Source organism: Flavobacterium sp. (assembly GCF_031409475.1).
GTDB lineage: Bacteria > Bacteroidota > Bacteroidia > Flavobacteriales > Flavobacteriaceae > Flavobacterium.
The window spans coordinates 40,961-61,806 of record NZ_JANNXH010000045.1 but is presented as its reverse complement, the minus strand read 5'-3'; the positions used below and the strand labels follow the sequence as shown (position 1 = coordinate 61,806).

Below are 20,846 nucleotides of genomic sequence, written 5' to 3'. Positions count from 1 at the left end.
AATCATCTTTGAGACTACAAACAAGTGAGCAGTTAAAAAAACGAGTGTCATTTGTAACAACCATTTGTAATTTATGGTATCTGCATTGGTGTAATTTTCGAGATATATTTTTTTATACTTTTTCAAAGCCAAAAGTATGGCTATGATATAAAAGGCATATTGTATTTCGCCGGCGATTTCAAACAATAAAATACCATCTCCCCGAACAGCTATATTTAGAAAAATGAAATAAAATGCGATAAAAAGAAGTATATGCAAAAAATGCTTTGATTTTAAAGTAAAATCAGCATAACAAACTGATAATACATATAAATAAAATAAAGGCATTTGCAATAAGGAGGAGCTAATTCTAAGAATTTCTATATATAAATTTTTTAAAAACCATTCATATAAGAAAAGCCCAGACAAATCAAATGCAATAAGCAGCAGGAAAATTGAGAATAATCGGTTAGGAAGTTTTTTTTGAGTTTTTACTGTAAGTAAAAAAAAAGAAAAAAACACTAAAAGAAAGACAATTATTTTTCCAATATTATTCAATAAATCTAACTTTTGCATTAATTATATATGTTTGTATTTAAGTGTATTTTGTTCTGCGTTGAAATTGCCACTAACAGGCGCGCGCTTGGCGCAGGCTTGGGAGCTTGCTCCAAGCGTGAGTTAGGCCGAGTGCGCGCCTGTTAGGTACGATGCGTGCGCGCATTGTGCCTAACGTCTTGGCACTACAGCGGGTTTGGGATTAAATCAGCGTTATCTTTCGGATTTGCCAAATCATCCCTAGTACAAAACAAACTTTAAATTAAGCCCAAAAACCCCAATTTCTAAAAACCGCTGTTGGCGGTAGTACTTATATTTTGTTCCACTTTTTTATAGTTTCTACTAGATTAGAAATGTTTGAATTCAAATCTAGAATGTTCAAATCTTCTTTTTTTATAAATTGGATAATTTCAGAAGCATATTTGTTTTTATTTAGGTTATATTTAATTTTTTCAGAGTTTGCTATGCTAGAAATGCTTTCTTCTAATTTTGTATTTATTTCGTTTTCAAAGTTAGATTTTATTTTATAGTTTTTATCAATCCATTCTTTTATTGAATTATTTGATAAGTAGTTTTCAATCTCTCTTCCTTTAGTTACCCAAACATTATTATTACCTAATTCACTCTGTATTCTTAATTTAGTATCATTTAATTTTTGGCTTATTGTTTTCCCGTCTCGATCCATAACTACAAACGAATTTGTATTTAATTTTAAAAGCGGAATGAGTTCATCATTAATTAAATCATAATCGAATGATAAATTTGAGAGTAATCGACCACCATAAAACATAATTGAATAATGGTAACCTTCGACTAAACTATTATCTAATAAACTAAGCCATTTATTCAAATAGGTTCTATCGCTAGGTCCTTCAACCCAAATAATGCCGTTACTTTGTAGAATATCACTTGCTCTTACGTCTAAATCATCAAGGATTTTTTTGAAATCAATTTGTTTAAGAATTGATGAAATTTTTGTTTTTCCCTCGATTTTATTGATATGGAAAATTTGTGTTGTTTCTAAAGAATTATACAAATCAATTACAATATTTGAATGTGTAGTTAAAAATAGGATACAATTATTCTTTTTTGAAAAATCAAATAAATAGTAATATAATCTTCTTTGCATTGAAGGATGCAAATTGTTTTCTAATTCTTCTAATGCAAAAACATAATCACTTACATTTCGATTATCTATAATTGGTTTTACAATTAGTAAAATTAAAACCAATAAAACAGTTTTTACACCACTTCCCATTTTTGATAATGGAATTCTTCCATCTTCATTATTCTCAAAATATATTTCCCAAATATTTTGGTCATTTTGTTGAATTAAAATTCTTGAAAAATATATGTCAGGATTTAGAATGATATTTAATTCATTTAATAATTTTTTTTCTATTAAATCACTGTCAAAAATATCTCTATTTATGATTTGTTGAATTAAATTTGTTGCTCCAATTCCTGTGGTATTTAAATTGATTGCTGAATTTTGAGGTTCTGGAAGAATATCCCTTTCTGCACTTAAATGACTGAAAATTTTATTTTCTAAAGGAGAAGGTATTAGATTGCAATAGTGTTTAAAATATTCACGTGCACCTGCTTTAAATTCTTTATCGACACTTAAAAATATTTTTAGATTATTTTCATTTATTTCGTATTTCAATATTGAATTCTCAAACGCTAAACCATAATGATTATGATTGCCTCCAATATCACCACCTGAAGTATTAGCTGGAAATGCTTGATTTATTAAATCTTTTCTAATATGATGCTCAAATATAATTTGCGGAGTTTTTCCGTTTCTCTTGTTTTCAAAAAAGCTTTTATCTTTAGTAGTCAAAAATTTTATTAATTCAATTAATGAACTTTTTCCAGAATTATTTTTTCCAATTATGATATTAATTGGTTTTAAGTTTTCAAAAACACAACCATCTTCATCAAAACATTTAAAGTTTTTTATTTCTAATTTGTCAAATTTCATTTCAGATATTTTTTGAGAGTATTACCGCCAACTTATAAATTGTACTGGCAAAGCATTCCATTCAACTATTATTGTTGGTTTAATACAAATTACAGGCTATCAAATATATACTTTTATTTTACTATTTCTAAAAAAGTATACAGTTGTTGATTCTAGGTGTAAAAACAGCTATTTTTTTGTGTTTCCCAAAAACAGTGAAATTCCAGCAAAATAATTTCGGCCTTGAGCCACATTGTAAAATCGATTTGCTGCAGCATTAATGTCATAACCTAGACTGTAGGTTTCGTTAAATAGATTATCGCCGCCAATAAATAGCTCGCCATTCCATTTTTTTAAAAAAGTTGTTTTATGTCCCAGACGCAGTGTGAGTAAATGATAATCAGTTCCGTAATAAGTATTCGCATCATTTAAAGGGACAACTCCATTATAAGTGTATGTTAAATTGAGGTAAGTACCTTGTTTAGTTCCCAAGTCAATGCCTGTTGCAACAGTGCTTAATGGTATGCCTGGCAAGCGATTGTTGCTAAAATCAGTATTCAATTGTTTAAACGCCTTGTACTTAAAGTTGTTGTAAGTATAACTCGTCCAGAAATTGCATTGAGAAATAAATTGGTCTTTATTGTCAATAATTTTATAATGAATAGCTCCTTCAATCCCTTTTTGATTGGTGCTTCCTGCATTTATAAAATAATCGGCACCATTGCTATCTCTTCGTTGTACAATGGCGTTATTGAGGTTATAAATAAAACCATTAAAATCAATAAAAATTTTTTCTTTAAATAATTTTATACGAGAACCTATCTCTTGGTTCCATCCTTCTTCTGCGTTTAGTGTTGTGGTAATTATTCCTGTCGACGGCAAAACTTCGGCGGTAGTTGGTGGCGAAAAACCTTTGGCAAATGAAGTATATATAGATATGTTTGGAGTGATTTTTTTTAGGATTGCAATTCTTGGCACAATTTCATTTTGATAGTTTCTTTTCTGGGTGCGCAACGGCAGTTTATTCAATCTCGTAATTTCGATTCGGTTTTGGTTTAGGCTTGCGCCAAAATTAACGATCCAGTTGTGTGGCAAATGCCAGTCAATTTGCGAAAACACATTCCATATAAAAGGAGTAACAACATCCTCTGTTTGTAATACATCGCTAAGGCCATTTATGTTTTTATACACCTGAATGTTGTACCACCCTTTTTGAAACTCAATTCCAGTGATAAACTTTAACGCACCTTTATTTCGTATTGGAGAAAAAGTAAAAACAGATCTTCCGCCAATATGAGGTTCGAATCTTCGTTCAAAATTTCGAATAGTTGGGTTTGCGAATTTAGAAAAAGCACCATACAATGAGGTTTTATTTATAAAATCAGGGCGAATTTTATATTCATGACTTATTCCTGCAAAAAAAGTTTCTTGATTTACACCAGCATTGGCACTTTCGCTCGATGGCAATATTCCTATACTTGGTCTTGCTTGTCTGGGATTTGCAGTAAATTCAGCAAGAGTTAATCCTCCTGGAGTTTGATAGCGTAAGTCAGCATACATAACATAAGATTGAATATTTTGTTTGGGATTGAGTGCGATTTTTGAATCCCAATAAAATACAGATCGATTAAGCGTAGTCCAATCTCTGTATCCATCGCTATGTAATTTGCTAAATCCAATAGTTTGCTGGGTATTACCTTCGCCTATTCTTGCATAAACACTAGTGTTTTGTAATCCAAAAGAACCAAAAGAATAATCAATTCCAACTCCCGCAGCTTGATTTTGTAAATGCGTTTTTAATAGTACAACACCACCACTTCCAGCGCCATATAAACTGCCGCTTGGGCCTTTTAAAACTTCAATAGCTTGTATGTTAAAAAAAGATAGTTGATTAAGATAAGTAGCGCCACCGGGTTCTGTAAATGGAATATCGTTGAGATACACTTTAACATTTCGTACTCCAAACGGAGAACGTAAAGTACTACCACGAATATTAAGACGATAGCTTCCTGGACTTCGCTCTTCCATACGAATACCGGGTTGTGTGTTTACTACGGCGACGATGGAAGTATTAGAAAAACGGAGCAATTGTTTTTGTGAAATTACGCTTACTGCTGTAGGAACATCTAGCAACTTTCGGTTTTGTTCAAATGCTTTTACGAGTATTTCATTCAGTTTAGTGGCGCTAGTGTCCGTTTGGGCAAAAGATTTTCCTCCAAAGCAAATTAGTAAAACAAGAAAAAAAAATGAATTTTTGAACCTGTATCCAATTGAGTTTAAAAATAAAAATAATTTTTGTTCATGAATCATAAACCGATTTTATGAAGAAGTTATTAATTTTTTATAAAACTAAACTGCAACACTTCCTTTAATCAAAGCATGAGGTTCATAGCCTTCGAGTGTGAAATCGTCAAAAGTAAAGTCGAAAATATTTTTTATAGCTGGATTCAAAATCATTTTTGGTAATGGTTTTGGCTCACGAGACAATTGCAATTCAAGTTGTTCAAAATGGTTGTTGTAAATGTGCGCATCGCCAAAAGTATGAATAAATTCTCCTGATTCTAAACCACAAACTTGTGCAATCATCATTGTCAACAAGGCATAAGATGCAATATTAAACGGAACACCTAGAAATATGTCGGCACTTCGCTGGTATAACTGGCAGGACAATTTACCTTTTTCTTCTCCTTTGGAGAGGTCGGGTGAGGATACATAAAACTGAAAAAACGCATGACAAGGTGGCAATGCAGCTTTATTGTTGGCTACATTTTCGTCAAAGGATTTCGATGTATCAGGCAAAACACTAGGATTCCAAGCAGAAACTAGCATTCTACGGCTATTTGGATTGGTTTTGAGCTCTTTAATAAGTTCAGTAATTTGGTCAATTTCTTCGCTATTCCAATTGCGCCATTGATGACCATAAACTGGGCCTAAATCACCGTTTTTATCTGCCCATGCATCCCAAATTTTAACACCGTTTTCTTGAAGATAAGCTATGTTTGTGTCTCCTTTTAGGAACCAAAGCAATTCATAAATAATAGATTTTAGATGTAATTTTTTAGTAGTTACCATAGGAAAACCTTCGGCTAAATCAAAACGCATTTGGTAACCAAATACACTTTTGGTTCCAGTTCCCGTTCGGTCGCCTTTTTGATTTCCGTTTTCTAAAACGTGTTGTACTAAATCTAAGTATTGTTTCATTCGTGGATTTAAATATTATTTTTAATTTTTATAGATTTTGCCATCTTTCATTACAAAAACAACTTTTTCTAATGTTTTAATAACTTGTAATGGGTTGTCATCTACAGCAATAATATCAGCGAAGAAAGATTCCTTAATTTGCCCTACTTCTTTATCTATTCCTAACAACATTGCATTTGTAATTGTTGCAGATTGAATCGCCTCAAGAGCAGACATTCCACCATCAACCATATAGCCAAATTCTTTTGCATTTATTCCATGAGGGAAAACTCCTGCGTCAGTTCCAAAAGCGATTTTAACTCCTTTTTTGTATGCTTTTGCAAAAGTAGCTTTAATTTGAGGGCCAACTTCTTTTGCTTTTGGGACTACAATATCTGGATAAAAACCATTAATTTCTGCGTTTTTTTCTACTTCTTTCCCTGCGGTTAATGTTGGAACTAAATAAGCATCATATTTTTTCATTAATTCCATCGTTTCCTCACTCATAAATGTGCCGTGTTCTATAGTTTTTATACCGCCTAAAATCGCTCTTTGCATTCCTTCATCACCATGTGCATGAGCTGCTGTTAGCATGTTATAATCTTTTGCTGTTGTAGTAATTGCTTTAATTTCATCACTTGAAAATTGAGGGTTTTTACCGCTTTTTGCTACACTTAACACACCGCCAGTTGCAGTGATTTTAATAACATCGGCGCCTTCTTTATAGCGTTCTCTTACTGCTTTTGCTGCTTCATCTGGAGAGTTTATTACACCTTCGTGTGGTCCAGGATCGCCCACTAATTTTCGATTACTACCATTGGTAGGATCAGCATGACCACCAGTTGTAGCAATTGCTTTTCCAGCAGTATAAATTCTTGGACCTTTGACTAGTCCACGATTTATTGCATTTCGTAATGAAATATTTACACCCGTTCCGCCTAAATCACGAACAGTTGTAAATCCTGCCAACAAAGTTACTTCGGCATAACGAGTAGATTCAAAGGCAATGTCAGCTTCGTTGTCAACATATTTAGAAACATAATAATGGGGGTTTCTTTCGCCTTCAATATGAACGTGTAAGTCGATAAGTCCTGGCAAAATAAATTTATTTTTTAAATTTATTTCAATGTCTTGAGGATTTTGTTTTGGAACAAATCCATCGATAATTTTTGAAATTTTATTTTTAGTAACAATTATGGTCTGGTTAGTAGCTATTTTGCCCGATTTAGAATCTAGAATTTTTCCGCAGTGTAAATAATAATCTTGTGAAAAAGTGACTTGTGTGAAGTATATTGATAGTATTAATAAGGTAAATTTTGTTTTCATAGAAATCATATAAAATAAATGGTTGTTGGGTAAAAATTATAAAAACTCTCTTTTTGAAATTTCATCTCTAATTTTAGCAGCTTTTTCGTAATCTTCCTCTGTAACCGCTTGGTCTAACATATCATTTAATTCTTGTAAACTATGTTTGGCATATATTTTTCCGGACTGATTGCTTTCTTCTTGATGTCCAAAATTTTCTGGGTTCGAAAGCACATCATCTATTTCTTGTGAATCTTTGTTGGTTTCTTGGGTGTTCGCTTTAAGGTAGATTCCTGCTTTATCTAAAATATTTTTGTAAGTAAAAATGGGTGCGTTAAATCTCAAGGCTAATGCAATTGCATCCGAAGTTCGAGCATCAATTATTTCTTCAATTTTATCTCTTTCGCAAATAATACTCGAATAAAAAACGCCATCAACTAGTTTGTGTATGATGACTTGTTTGACAACAATATCAAAGCGTTCTGCAAAATTTTTGAATAGATCATGAGTCAATGGGCGAGGAGGTTTTATTTCTTTTTCTAAAGCTATAGCAATAGATTGTGCTTCAAAAGCTCCAATGACTATAGGTAATTTTCTTTCGCCATCTACTTCATTCAAAATCAAAGCATAAGCACCGTTTTGGGTCTGACTGTAGGATATTCCTTTTATGGATAATTTTACTAAACTCATTTTAAGATTTTAGATTGCTGAACTAAATTGTATCAAGCACTATTTTTCTAATTACTTGCAAAGTAACAAAAACTTTTCGCTTGTGGAAACCTTAAACAAAAAAAATGAGCTAGATAATTAGGAATTAAATAGCTCACGGTATTGATGCAAAATTGTTTTATGAATTTTGTGCTTTGAAGGTTTTAAACTTTTCGATTAATTTTGGAACAATATCAAAAGCATCACCTACAACACCATAATCTGCAACTTTGAAGAATGGTGCTTCTGGATCGGTATTGATTACCACTTTTACTTTAGAGGAATTGATACCTGCAATGTGCTGTATTGCTCCGGATATTCCAATGGCAATATATAAATTAGTAGCAACTGGTTTCCCGGTTTGCCCTACGTGTTCTCCGTGTGGTCTCCATCCTAAGTCAGAAACTGGTTTAGAACATGCAGTTGCTGCGCCAAGAACGCCAGCTAATTCTTCAATCATTGCCCAGTTTTCAGGACCTTTTAATCCACGACCAGCGGAGACTACAATGTCAGCATCGGCGATGGTAACTTTTCCTGTAACTTTTTCTACAGCCACTACTTTTACTCCAAAATCATTTTCTCCAATTGTTGGACTAAAATCTTCTGTAGAGACGTGATTAATCGCGTCTTTACTTTCGAAAATTCCGTAAGAATTTTTAGCAAGACCTAATACTTTTATGTTAGTTGTGATTTCGGTAATATTGAATGCTTTGTTCGAAAAAGCATTTCGTTTTACTTGAAAAGGTGAAGTACTTATTGGTAATCCCACAACATTAGACGCAAATCCAGCTTCTAATGCTACTGCTACTAATGAGGAAAGGTAAATACTATCGGTTGTTGAAGAGAGTAAAACTAGTTTGGCATTTTCTTTTTGTGCAGCTTGTTTGATAACGTCAGCATAAGCTTTTGCTGAAAAACTTGATAATTTGTCGTTGTTTACTTTCAAGACTTTATCTACACCATATTTTGATAATTCCGAAACATCACCAGTGTTCACAGTTACTGCTGTAACGGTTGTTCCTAATGATTGTGCTACTTTTTTTGCATAGGAAGCCAATTCGAAAGCGACTTTCTTGAATTTTCCTTCAGTAGATTCTGCGTATATTAATATTGACATAGTAATTTTGGATTTAAATATTAAATAATTGAAAAATTTAAAGATTTCAAAAATTCGTAATTCGTAATTTTAATTCGTAATTAAATAACTTTCGCTTCGTTGTGTAATAAATTAATTAATTCGTCGAGATTATCAGCGCTAACTAATTTCACTGCCGATTTTGGAGCAGGTTTTTCAAATTTTACTGCTTTTGTATTAATTGATGCGGCAATAGGTTCAAGCACCGTTAATACTTTTGTTCTTGCAGTCATGATTCCTCTCATGTTTGGTATACGCAAATCTTTTTCTTCTACCAGTCCTTTTTGACCACCAATAATAATAGGTAATGTTGTAGTAACGGTTTCTTTTCCTCCATCGATTTCACGAACTGCTGTAACGGATGAACCATCAATTGTAAGGCTTGTACAAGAGTTAAGGAAGTTATAACCCAGAATTCCAGCAATCATTCCTGGAACCATTCCACCATTATAATCTAATGATTCTTTTCCGGCAATGATAACATTATAAGCACCGTTTTTGATTACCTCTGCGAGTTGTTTTGCGACAAAAAATCCGTCTGTAGGATTTATGTTTACACGAATGGCTTCGTTTGCACCAATGGCTAATGCTTTTCGCAAAGTGGGTTCGGTTTCTGGTCCGCCAACATTGACAACGGTTACTGTTGCGCCTTGTTGTTCTTGAAACCAAATGGCACGTGTAAGTCCAAATTCGTCGTTTGGATTGATCACAAATTGAACACCATTAGTGTCAAATTCTGCGTCATCATTTGTGAAATTAATTTTTGAAGTAGTATCAGGAACGTGACTGATGCAAACTAATATTTTCATAGTTGTAAAATTTTATTTTCTAAATTCTTGTACAAAATTATAGTATTAATTTGAATAATATACTATGCACGCATAATATTTTTAATAAACATTTTTGTTTTTTTAATTTTCATATAATGTTGAAATAATTTTTGGCTTTTTTATTGCGAAAATAGCTGATATCAATTCACTTTTTCTTATTTTTAAAAAATTATTAATTGTAAATGAGAACAGTAATTGTCGATGATGAAATTCTAAACCTTAAAAATTTAGAAATTATATTGAATGAAAATTTTCCCCAAATTGATGTTTTAGGAATGTTCCAGAACGTTGCAGAAGCAAAATTGTTTATAGAAAAAACTCCAATCGATTTGTTGTTTCTTGATGTTTCAATGCCAATCGAAGATGGTTTTGATCTATTAGCGTATTTTCCGGTGCGGAATTTTCAAACCATTTTTGTTACTGCTCACGAAGAATATGCCATCAAAGCATTACGAGTAGGCGCAACAGATTACATTTTAAAACCTATTTTAATTGCAGAACTCAAATCCGCAATCGAAAGCGTAAAAGTAGTTTTAAATACACATCAAACCCCAAATGAAAACACCCTTGTATTAAATTATGAAGGCGGAAAATCGATTATTGCGATTGATGAAATCCAATATTTGAAAGGTTTAGATAACTTAACGATAGTTTACTTGAGTAGCAATAGAAAAATTATGGTTTCTAAAACCTTAAAACATTTTGAAGAAATTTTGCAAAAAAATTTTTTTAGAATTCACAAATCATTTTTAGTCAATTTGAAATTTGCTTCAAAAATTTTATCTCGCGAAACGTTGTTTCTTGAATTACAAGACGGGACACAATTGCCAATCTCTAGAAGGAATTATAAATTACTGAACGATATAATAAAAAGTAATTGATGAGAAAAACTGTTGCTATTTTATTTTTGGTTTTAATTCATTACGCATCAAATTCTCAAACCCGATATAAATTCAACCATTTCGACACTGATGATGGGTTGCCATCTAACACAATTTACAGCGTCACCGAAGACCAAAAGGGAAACATTGTGTTAGGAACTGATAATGGTTTAACTTTTTTTGACGGAAACGATTTTACAAACTATAATATAAAAGATGGGCTTGTAAATCCATATATAACTGCAGTTTCTACTGACGAAAAAGGGATTATTTGGTTTATAAATTACAACGGAAAGCTGCAAAAATTCGTGAATAATAAAGTTGTAAACACACCTATTTTTACTGAAACGTACAGCCAATTATTCAATCTAAAAGACAAACTGTTTCTGTACACGATGCAAAATAGATTTAGCAATTCGTGTTATTCCTACAACGAAATAAATAAATCCCACTGTAACGTTTTTAAGCCAAAAAGCACCACTAGTTCTCGAAGAATTGCACCGCCTGTATTAGTTCAAGACAATCAGGAAATTCGATTTGAAAATAACTATTTGATTTATAATAATTTGAAAGTTCCACTTCCTGACGAAGTAAAATTTTTGCATAAAGTGATTTTTAGAAAAAATGACGTTTGCATTTTGGATGAGAATTTCCTGTTTTTAGTTGATTTTAAAGGAAAAATAGCAAACAAAATAAAAGTACCACAACCGCTTTCTATAAATCCTACCTATAAATATGATTTTATTGTAGACAAGCAAGAAAATTGTTGGCTGAGTATTCAAAGCAAAGGTCTTTTTGTATTAAAATACAACACTTGGAACTTCATTAGCGAAAATTTAGGATTGAATACTTCTGATAATATTAATTTTTTGTATTGCGACCAATCAGGAAAAATATGGATTGCTACTAACGAAAACGGTTTGTTTTGTATTCCCGAAACGGCTATTTCAAGTATCCGATTTAAAATTCAAGAAAACTACTTTAATGGTTTTGCTAATTCGTTAGATAAAAAATCATTGTTTATTTCTACAAAGTTTAGCCTGTATTCGTATCAAAATAAAGAATTAAGCGTATTAAAAAAATCTAACTTAGAAATTAAAATCGGGAATTATAATACTATTCCAGTTTTTTATACACCCATAAATACTCCAATAAATTGGGACGAAAATAAAAATGTACTGACCGTTCCTGGCAAGCAAATCATAAAAAAGGGAAATGACAAATATTATGTTTTGGCAGGAAATTCATCTATCAATATTTTTGAAAATGGAAAACCAAACTATAAATCTATCAATTCTAAAATACCTAAAAATGAGAAAATAAAGCAAATCGTTTGTTATAAAAATGAATATTATTTTAACAATGCCCAAAAAATAAATATCAGAACTTTTGACAGTGATTTTATATATGAAAAGAGAGAATTAAAATTTAAAATAAACGGTTACATAGAAGATTTTGTTTTTATAAAAGATACGATGTGGATTGCTGCTAACAACGTGATATACAAAATTTTTAACGAAAAAATTGTAGACAGCATCACAGAGGTCAATCATGTCAAACTTTATAATATTCAAAAAATCAAACCAATAGGAAATGCTGTTTTCCTTTGTGCAGGAAACGGACTTTTTAAAATTTCTAAGTACGGAAATCGCGTTTTAAATAAATATAATTTTTTACCCAATAACGATGTGTATAATGTAGCGGTATTTGAAAATGAGTTGTTGGTAGCCACGAAAGATGGTTTAGGGAAAATAAACAACTTTTTAGTTCAAAAAAAATCAGATCAACCCGTTTTTGATGTTTATTACAACTTCAATAAAATCAATAAGTTAACGATAGATTCGCAATTAAATTCAATCAAATTCAGCCTCAAAATACATAATTTTTATTCCCCAAAAAATCAAATAATTCAATACAAAACTGACAATTCGCAGTGGGTAGTTTCGCAAAGCAAAAATCTTTATTTTCAGTCACTTTCCTATGGCAATCACTATATTCATGTTCGCGTTTGTGATGTAAATTCAAACTGGTCTACAAAAATAATTCCTGTTTACAAATCCTTTCCTTTTTATTTGAAGTGGTGGTTTTTCTTGATGGTCTTTATTTGTTTATTTGTGGTGATTCATTGTATTTATCGCAATCAAATAAGAAAGATAAAGTCAAAAAAGCAACAAGAAATTGACACAAGCAATCATGTTTCCGAACTGCGTCAAAGTGCATTGTCTGCAATGATGAATCCGCATTTTGTGTTCAATTCGCTCAACGCTATTCAGTATTTTGTTAACAGCAATCAAAAAGAAAAAAGCAGTGAACATTTGGGCAAGTTATCACGATTGGTTCGTTTATTTTTATCACAATCTGCCGAGCCGTTCATTAGTTTAGATGACGAAATAAATAGGCTCAAATTGTATGTAGAATTGGAACAAACCAGATTTGGAAACTTTGATTTTGCTATTCATCATAATCTAATTATTGACAAACGGAACCTGAAAATTCCAAACATGATTGTGCAACCTTTTATCGAAAACGCCATACTTCATGGTGTTTCGCATTTAATACAAAAAGACGGTAAAATTGATTTAAACTTTAATTTAAACCATGATATTCTAACTATTGAAATCATTGATAACGGTTTTGGATTAGATGAAAACAAACTAAAAAGTAACACGCACATCTCCAAAGGAATAGCTATAATTAATGAACGAATTCAAATTTTGCAACAATCCTATCCTCAAAAAAAATTCAGTATAACCCAAAATTTTGCGTTTCCTGATGCAATTCGTAAGGGTCATAAAGTAGTTATTGTAGTTACAATTTTATAAAAAATGACTGAAATAAATTAATCTGTGTCAATTGTTTGACGAAAATCAATTGAATCACGTCATTAATTTAGATTTTATTCTCTAAAAAACTAACTTTTTTACCGTTCCCTAATTAAAACCTACCGTTCCCTAATTGGTTTTGGTTTGAAGGTACTGTTTCACATAGTTTTACTGGATATATTATTCTTAAAACTATGAAAAAAATTATATTATTACTTTTTTTATTTCTTTTTGCAATAAACGGCAATGCACAATGCTGGAAAATGATTTCGGCTGGTAATGATAATACCTTGGCAATAAAGCAAGATGGTACTTTATGGGGATGGGGTGATAGTGTTTATACAAATGGAACTACGCCAGTTCAAATTGGTACTGCAACAAATTGGGAAACTGTTTCAGCGGGGTATATTCACGCATTAGCTATAAAAACAGATGGTACTTTGTGGGCATGGGGAATAAGTGTTGATGGTGTATTTGGAAGCGGAATTATTAATGATTTTTCTATTTTACCTAAACAAATTGGTACTCAAACAGATTGGTTGAAAATTGCAGCTGGCACCAAAGTATCTTCAGCAATAAAAACAAATGGAACTCTATGGTCTTGGGGTTACAATGCCGTAGGTCAAGTTGGAGATGGTACAACAGCAACTAAACTAATTCCCACACAAATTGGAACTGATACGAACTGGTCTTCTATAGCATTACATACTTCCAATTATACCTACAGTTCTACTCTTGCATTGAAAACGGATGGGACTATGTGGGCTTGGGGTACAAATAATAATGGACAATTGGGAGATGGAACTTATGTGCAAAAAAACGCACCAACACAAGTAGGTACAGATACCAATTGGAGTTCGATTGATACAGGAGAATCACACTCACTAGCAATAAAGACCAACGGAACTCTATGGGCTTGGGGCAGCAATCAGTATGGGGAACTTGGTGTCGGAACTACTGTTCTAAAAAATATTCCAACCCAAATTGGCACGTCAACACTTTGGACTTCTGTTCGTGGAGGCACTGGTTTTTCCGTTGGCACACAAACTGGCAGTTCTTTATTAGTGTGGGGTGTTAATAGTAGCGGGCAATTGGGCAATAATACGTTGGTGTCGCAAACTACACCTTTTTTATTAACTACTTCAGCCCAAAGTGTATCCGTTGGATCAAATCATACTTTTATACAAAACATTACTGGCACTTATTCTTGGGGTTATAACGCAGATGGCGTTCTAGGTGATGGCACTACAATAAATAAAAATATACCAACGCTAATAAGTTGTCCTACATCACGACCTCAAGCTATGGCTCAAACTTTTTGTAGTAGCACAACAGTCGCTAATCTGGTGGCATCTGGAACTGCACTTCAATGGTATGCTACTGCAACATTAGGTACGGCTTTATTGGGAACTACAACATTAGCAACAGGAACGTACTATGTAGCGCAAACTGAAAATGGTGTCGAAAGTTTACGTACAGCTGTAGCCGTTACAGTAAGTACTACACCAGCACCAACAGCGCCCACTTCTGTTGCACAAACATTTTGTAGTGGAGCAACTATTGCAAATTTGACAGCTTCAGGAACTACACTGCAATGGTATACAAGTCTAATTGGAAATACAGCTTTACCTACAACAACAGCTTTGGCAACAGGTACTTATTATGTAAGTGAATCATTAAACGGTTGCGAAAGTACAAGAACAGCGGTTTCGGTTACCATAAATAACACTCTAGCTCCAACAGCTGCTACTCAATCGTTTTGTAACGGTGCTACTGTAGCTAATTTAGTTGCTACAGGAACAAATCTAAAATGGTATACAAATTTTATGGGCGGTACAGATTTGGTTGCAACCTTGACACTAGCCAGCGGAACGTATTATGTTAGTCAAACTCTAAACAGTTGCGAAAGTTCGAGAACAGCGGTTACGGTTATAGTAAGTACCACTCCTGCTCCAACGGTCGCAGCACAAACATTCTGTAATTCGGGAACAGTAGCTAGCTTAACCGTTACAGAAACTCTTGGAGCAACAATTCAATGGTATTCAACTTCAAGAAGCACATCGCCTTTAGTTGCAACAACAGCATTATCCACAGGAACGTATTATGTATCACAAACTATAAACGGTTGCGAAAGTGCTAGAACAGCAGTGTCTGTCATAGTAAATTCAACTCCAGCACCAACAGGTTTAAGTCCTCAAGTTTATTCAGGAACTGCGACCATCGCTGATTTAGTACTAAATGGTATAAGCATAAAATGGTACACCGCAGCAACATCAGGAAGTTTATTGCCTGTCACAACACTTTTAGTTGATGGCACAGTTTATTACGCTTCACAAACATTAGTTTGTGGAGAGAGTCCTATTCGTTTAGCAATTACTGTAACTTCTGCAAGTGTTCCAACTGGATGTTGGAGCACAATTGCAGCTGGAGCACAACATACAATTGCCATCAAAACTGCAGGTTCATTGTGGGGTTGGGGAAGAAATAATAATTCTCAATTAGGTGATGGTACGAATGTTCAAAAAACTATTCCTACACAGATTGGAACTGAAACCAATTGGTTAAAAATAGCTCTAGGAGAATCACATACATTAGCAATAAAAAATAACGGAACACTTTGGGCTTGGGGTGCAAATAATTATGGGCAATTAGGAGACGAAACCATTACAGGTAAAAATGTTCCTACTCAAATAGGAATAGATACTAATTGGAGTCAGATTGCTGCAAATGGCAATTTTTCGTTAGCGATAAAAACTGACGGTACACTTTGGAGTTGGGGTCAAGGAAACAGCGGACAATTGGGTTCGGGTACACTCTTAAATAAAGATGTTCCAACACAAGTAGGTAATTTAAATACTTGGAGCAAAATTGCTGCTGGTTACCTTCACACAATTTCATTAAAAACAGATGGTTCACTATGGGTCTGTGGTGCAAATTTTTACGGACAACTAGGAGATGGAACCAATATTGATAAAACTAATTTTGTTCAGATAGGAACGGCTACTAACTGGAATCAAATTGCAGGAGGTTATCATTCTGTTGCTCTAAAAATAGATGGTTCGTTATGGACTTGGGGCAGAAATACTAACGGGCAATTGGGTGATAACACAACAATTGACAGCTATAATCCAATACAAATTGGAACATCAACTAATTGGAGTAAAATTTCGGCAGGAAATCAATTTACAACCGCTTTAAAAAATGACAATTCACTTTGGTCTTGGGGTTTTAATGGTAATGGCGAGCTGGGTGATGGAACTTTCATTTCTAAAAATAGTCCAACGCAAATTGGGACAGAAACAAATTGGACACAAATCGCATCTGGCAGTAGTCAAAAAACACTCCTAAAATCAGATGATACTATTTGGGCTTGTGGAAATAATACTTTTGGTCAATTAGGAGATGGTACAACAATAAGTAAAAATAGTCCTTCAGTAATAAGTTGTTCTACAATATTATCGACAGCTTTATATGAGATAGAAAACAATCTAAAAATTTACCCAAATCCTACTATGGGCTATGTTACAATCGAGCTCAACAACTTGAACAATGCTAATTTGCAAGTATCAGACAGTAATGGTAGAATACTGTTTGCGCACAAGCTAAACAACACAAATAACATTGATATATCTAACCTGCCAACTGCAACCTACATATTTAAAATAGATTCTGAACAGGGAACTGCTACAAGCAAGGTTATCAAAAAGTAAAAACCTATAACTCAAAGCCACTTAGGTATTGCGTAGTTTTATTTTTTTGGAGTTAGAAATCAGAAATTTTAAAAAGATAATGCTGGTTTTAATTAAAAAAAAGAAAAAATGGACAAATTAAAAAAAACAAGCATCCAGATACTTTATAAAATTTGGGCATTAATCACAAGGTAAAGGGCTTTTGTAAAATATGACAATTAAATAATTTAAAAAACATTATCCAAATGCACCCCGAACTTTTCCATTTTCAACTACCAGATTTTTTAGGTAATAAACAAGTAACCGTGTACACTTATGCGTTTTGCATTGCTCTGGGTTGTTTAGTAACGGGTAGGTATACTAAACGAGCTGCACGAAAAGATTTGGGAATAAAAAATCTTTCTAACAACTTTTTTTACCTCATTTTTATATTTGGTTTTATTGGTGGAAAGCTTTTTTATTATCTCGAAAAACCTGTGTATTATTGGAACAATCCAAGTTTATTGGTAGATAATTTTTCGGGTGGTTTTGTATTTTATGGCTCGTTTGTAACCATTATTCCTATGATTGTTTTGTATTTAAAAAGACAAAATATTCCTGTTTTACCAATGCTCGATATTCTAGCAATTACTACACTAATTGTTCATGCCTTTGGGCGATTTGGTTGTTTTAATGCGGGTTGTTGCTATGGTTTGCCAACAAATAGTTCGTTTGGAATTATTTTCCCAAACACAAATAATGTTGCCGTACATCCAACTCAATTATACGAAGTGTATGTTTTACTAATGCTTTTGGGGTTTTTACTAATTATTAAAAAACACAAAAAATTTGACGGACAAATCTTCCTACTATACCTTGGTTTGTATGCTACTAGTCGAGGTGTTTTAGAATTTTTCAGAGGTGATTCTAGAGGTTTTGTAATCAAAGATATTTTGTCACACTCACAATTCATTGCGATACTCTTATTATTATCAACGCTCTATTTTTATAAAAAATTACAAACAAAAAATAAATTAATCCTTAAATAACTAAAAAATGAAAAACAATTTTTTTAAAATCGTATTACCACTAGGTCTTCTTGTATTTGCAACTTTTATTATTGGTTCCGGTTGTGGTAGTTCAGTTCCTGATCCAGTTACATTTACTTGCAGCACAACTGGAACAGAGTTTCAGCAGTTGTACGATCAGGTTAAAATTGCAAATCCAAAATTTTCAGATATCACCACAATAGATTTGACAACACACGAATATACTTTTTATGTTGATACTGATGAAACTATTTGCTCAATAGGATATCAAGGGAATGCTAATTTGTATACTGCAAATATTCCTTATACAATCGAAATTTATAACAATTCAGCAGGCACATTATTGTATTCCGGAAATCATGTTTTTGGTTCAGTATCTACTAGTTACAAACCAATAACGGGTGTTGCGTTAAGCGGTGGAACTTCCTATACAATTAAAAGAATTGCGAATGATTATCTAGGCGATATTGCTAATACTACAGGCAGAGTGTTAAGTTTTAGTGCCGTAAGTACAGTATTACCAGTTACTTTTGGTGGTTTGTCAATTAAGGCCACTAACTTTTATGGGAAAGGTGGGCCAATACCTAATGCTGGAATTCCATATATTGATATTGTTTTAGAAAAATAAGTTTTGAATAATATAGGTTAGTTCTTTTTTTTAAAGCGATGGTTTTATCATCGCTTTTTTGCATGACTCAATATTGTTGTTTTCTTATAAATTGTTTTAAAAATGTTTAAAAAAACTAAAGAATTAATTCTTAACACTTGGAAAAATGCGAATCAATCCGCTACGGTTCATCAAGTAAAAAATCCGGAAATCGACATAAAAGTAATCCTAATTTTGATTTACACCGCAGTTGGATTAACTGTTGTGAAATATTTTGGTAGTCCAGCATGTTTTTTAAGTGCTATAACTCAAAATTCTAGCGATTTTCAAAAAGGGTTTTATACTTATTTTTTTTCTTCCACAATGGGGAATTTTCACCGTCTGCTATGGTGGATAAGTACTATTGTTATAATTTACTTGGTAATTCCAATAGGTATTATTCGTTTGGGTTTTAAAGAAAAAGTACGGGAATATGGTTTCTGTTTTGCTAATGTCAAGAACGATTATCCTTTGTATTTGACAATGCTCATTATTATGATTCCAATTGTTTTTATAGCATCAAGTACAAAAGGATTTCAAGCTATTTATCCTATTTTCAAACCAGAAAAAAATCATTTATTTCCATTATTTTTTTTGTGGCAAATGGCCTATTTAGTACAATTTATAGCTGTGGAGTTTTTTTTTAGAGGTTTTATGATTCATGGAATCAAGAATAGATTTGGTGCTTATGCGGTTTTTGTATCTACAATTCCTTATTGTATGATCCATTTTGGAAAAACATTTGAAGAAACAATTGCTGCTATAATCGCTGGAATAATTCTTGGAACTTTAAGTTTGAAAAGTAGATCCATCTTTCTGGGTGTAATTATTCATTATTCAGTTGCTATCACAATGGATTTATTTTCTTTATGGCGAAAAGGTTTTTTTAGTTGATTAACAAAGTATTCTAAACTTTAGTAAATAATCAATTGCAACGGTTTCTTTAAAACAATTCACCTTTTTTGATAAAACAAATTATAAAAACCAACTAATAAATACTTTTGTCGTTTTTAATTTTTATTTTTGCTTTTCTAAAAATTACACACACAACACAAAACTATGAGAACGATACAATTTAGAGAGGCAATTTGCGAAGCAATGAGTGAAGAAATGCGTCGCGATGAATCAATATATTTAATGGGAGAAGAAGTGGCAGAATACAATGGAGCATACAAAGCTTCCAAAGGTATGCTCGCTGAATTTGGCGAAAAAAGAGTTATAGATACTCCAATAGCTGAGCTTGGGTTTACCGGAATTGCTGTAGGTTCTGCCATGAACGGTTGCAGACCTATTGTTGAATACATGACTTTTAACTTTTGTCTGGTTGGTATTGACCAAATTATAAATAACGCTGCCAAAATGCGTCAAATGACCGGTGGACAATTTAATGTACCTATTGTTTTTCGTGGGCCAACAGCATCAGCGGGACAATTAGGAGCAACACACTCACAAGCTTTGGAAAATTGGTTTGCAAATACTCCAGGTCTTAAAGTAGTCGTTCCATCGACTGTTTATGATGCAAAAGGATTGTTAAAATCATCCATTCGTGATAATGATCCTGTAATTTTTATGGAATCAGAGCAAATGTATGGCGACAAGGGCGAAGTTCCAGATGGTGAATATACAATCCCAATAGGTGTTGCTGATATTAAACGTGAAGGAACCGATGTTACAATAGTGTCTTTTGGTAAAATTATTAAAGAAGCTTTTATTGCTGCCGATGAATTGGCAAAAGAAGGAATTTCTTGTGAAATTGTTGATTTAAGAACCGTTCGCCCATTGGATTATGAAACGGTTTTAACTTCGGTAAAAAAAACAAATAGATTAGTAATTCTAGAGGAAGCTTGGCCGTTTGCAAGTGTAGCTTCGGAGATTACTTATATCGTTCAAGAACGTGCTTTTGATTTTCTTGATGCTCCTATTCAACGCATCACCACAGCCGATACTCCAGCACCATATTCTCCAGTTTTACTAAAAGAGTGGTTGCCAAATGCTCAGGATGTTGTTAAAGCAGTTAAGAAAGTGATGTATAAATAGATAGAAATTAATAATTGATAATTAGTCAAAAAAGCAGCTTTAGTACTTTAACTGTTAATTGGCAATTATCGATTATCCATTTTCGAAT

General features: G+C 32.8%; 14 protein-coding genes and 1 pseudogene. 7 read left to right on the top strand and 8 right to left on the bottom strand.

The window, feature by feature from the left end:
- The 8 genes and pseudogenes from RMO53_RS08835 to RMO53_RS08800 form a co-directional block, all read right to left on the bottom strand.
- Positions 1-258, bottom strand: a pseudogene (locus RMO53_RS08835) (hypothetical protein); the annotation flags it as partial.
- Positions 259-844: 586 nt separating this feature from the next.
- Positions 845-2,518: an AAA family ATPase gene (locus RMO53_RS08830; RefSeq protein ID WP_310379772.1), complete on the bottom strand. Its 1,674-nt coding sequence runs from the start codon at positions 2,516-2,518 to the stop codon at positions 845-847.
- 168 nt (positions 2,519-2,686) lie between these two features.
- Positions 2,687-4,807 (bottom strand): TonB-dependent receptor plug domain-containing protein, encoded by a 2,121-nt coding sequence (locus tag RMO53_RS08825; protein ID WP_310379770.1) that lies wholly within the window; start codon positions 4,805-4,807, stop codon positions 2,687-2,689.
- 39 nt (positions 4,808-4,846) lie between these two features.
- A complete protein-coding gene (locus tag RMO53_RS08820) occupies positions 4,847-5,698 on the bottom strand; it encodes a thymidylate synthase (RefSeq protein WP_310379767.1) in 852 nt (283 codons plus the stop codon).
- A gap of 21 nt (positions 5,699-5,719) precedes the next feature.
- Positions 5,720-7,003 (bottom strand): amidohydrolase family protein, encoded by a 1,284-nt coding sequence (locus tag RMO53_RS08815; protein WP_310379765.1) that lies wholly within the window; start codon positions 7,001-7,003, stop codon positions 5,720-5,722.
- A gap of 36 nt (positions 7,004-7,039) precedes the next feature.
- Positions 7,040-7,672, bottom strand: coding sequence for a bifunctional nuclease family protein (locus RMO53_RS08810; RefSeq protein WP_310379763.1), 633 nt, complete (start codon positions 7,670-7,672; stop codon positions 7,040-7,042).
- A 157-nt stretch (positions 7,673-7,829) separates the two neighbouring features.
- Positions 7,830-8,807, bottom strand: coding sequence for an electron transfer flavoprotein subunit alpha/FixB family protein (locus RMO53_RS08805; RefSeq protein ID WP_310379761.1), 978 nt, complete (start codon positions 8,805-8,807; stop codon positions 7,830-7,832).
- A gap of 80 nt (positions 8,808-8,887) precedes the next feature.
- A complete protein-coding gene (locus RMO53_RS08800; RefSeq protein ID WP_310379759.1) occupies positions 8,888-9,634 on the bottom strand; it encodes an electron transfer flavoprotein subunit beta/FixA family protein in 747 nt (248 codons plus the stop codon).
- A 203-nt stretch (positions 9,635-9,837) separates the two neighbouring features.
- Between RMO53_RS08800 and RMO53_RS08795 the strand changes: the two genes are divergently transcribed.
- The 7 genes from RMO53_RS08795 to RMO53_RS08765 all read left to right on the top strand — a co-directional run bounded on the left by RMO53_RS08795 (position 9,838) and on the right by RMO53_RS08765 (position 20,758).
- Positions 9,838-10,536, top strand: coding sequence for a LytTR family DNA-binding domain-containing protein (locus tag RMO53_RS08795; protein ID WP_310379757.1), 699 nt, complete (start codon positions 9,838-9,840; stop codon positions 10,534-10,536).
- Positions 10,536-13,358, top strand: coding sequence for a histidine kinase (locus RMO53_RS08790; RefSeq protein ID WP_310379755.1), 2,823 nt, complete (start codon positions 10,536-10,538; stop codon positions 13,356-13,358). Before RMO53_RS08795 ends, RMO53_RS08790 begins: the two co-directional genes overlap by 1 nt.
- Before the next feature lie 194 nt (positions 13,359-13,552).
- Positions 13,553-17,068 (top strand): T9SS type A sorting domain-containing protein, encoded by a 3,516-nt coding sequence (locus tag RMO53_RS08785; RefSeq protein ID WP_310379753.1) that lies wholly within the window; start codon positions 13,553-13,555, stop codon positions 17,066-17,068.
- A gap of 224 nt (positions 17,069-17,292) precedes the next feature.
- Positions 17,293-18,075: a prolipoprotein diacylglyceryl transferase gene (locus RMO53_RS08780; protein ID WP_310379750.1), complete on the top strand. Its 783-nt coding sequence runs from the start codon at positions 17,293-17,295 to the stop codon at positions 18,073-18,075.
- A gap of 7 nt (positions 18,076-18,082) precedes the next feature.
- Entirely contained in the window at positions 18,083-18,703 is a 621-nt protein-coding gene (locus RMO53_RS08775; protein WP_310379748.1) for a hypothetical protein, read from the top strand.
- A gap of 102 nt (positions 18,704-18,805) precedes the next feature.
- Positions 18,806-19,615 carry a CPBP family intramembrane glutamic endopeptidase gene (locus RMO53_RS08770; protein ID WP_310379746.1) on the top strand — a complete coding sequence of 270 codons (810 nt, stop codon included), beginning with the start codon at positions 18,806-18,808 and terminating at the stop codon, positions 19,613-19,615.
- A gap of 165 nt (positions 19,616-19,780) precedes the next feature.
- Complete coding sequence (locus RMO53_RS08765; RefSeq protein ID WP_310379744.1) at positions 19,781-20,758, top strand: pyruvate dehydrogenase complex E1 component subunit beta; 978 nt, start codon at positions 19,781-19,783, stop codon at positions 20,756-20,758.
- The last annotated feature ends 88 nt before the right edge of the window (positions 20,759-20,846 follow it).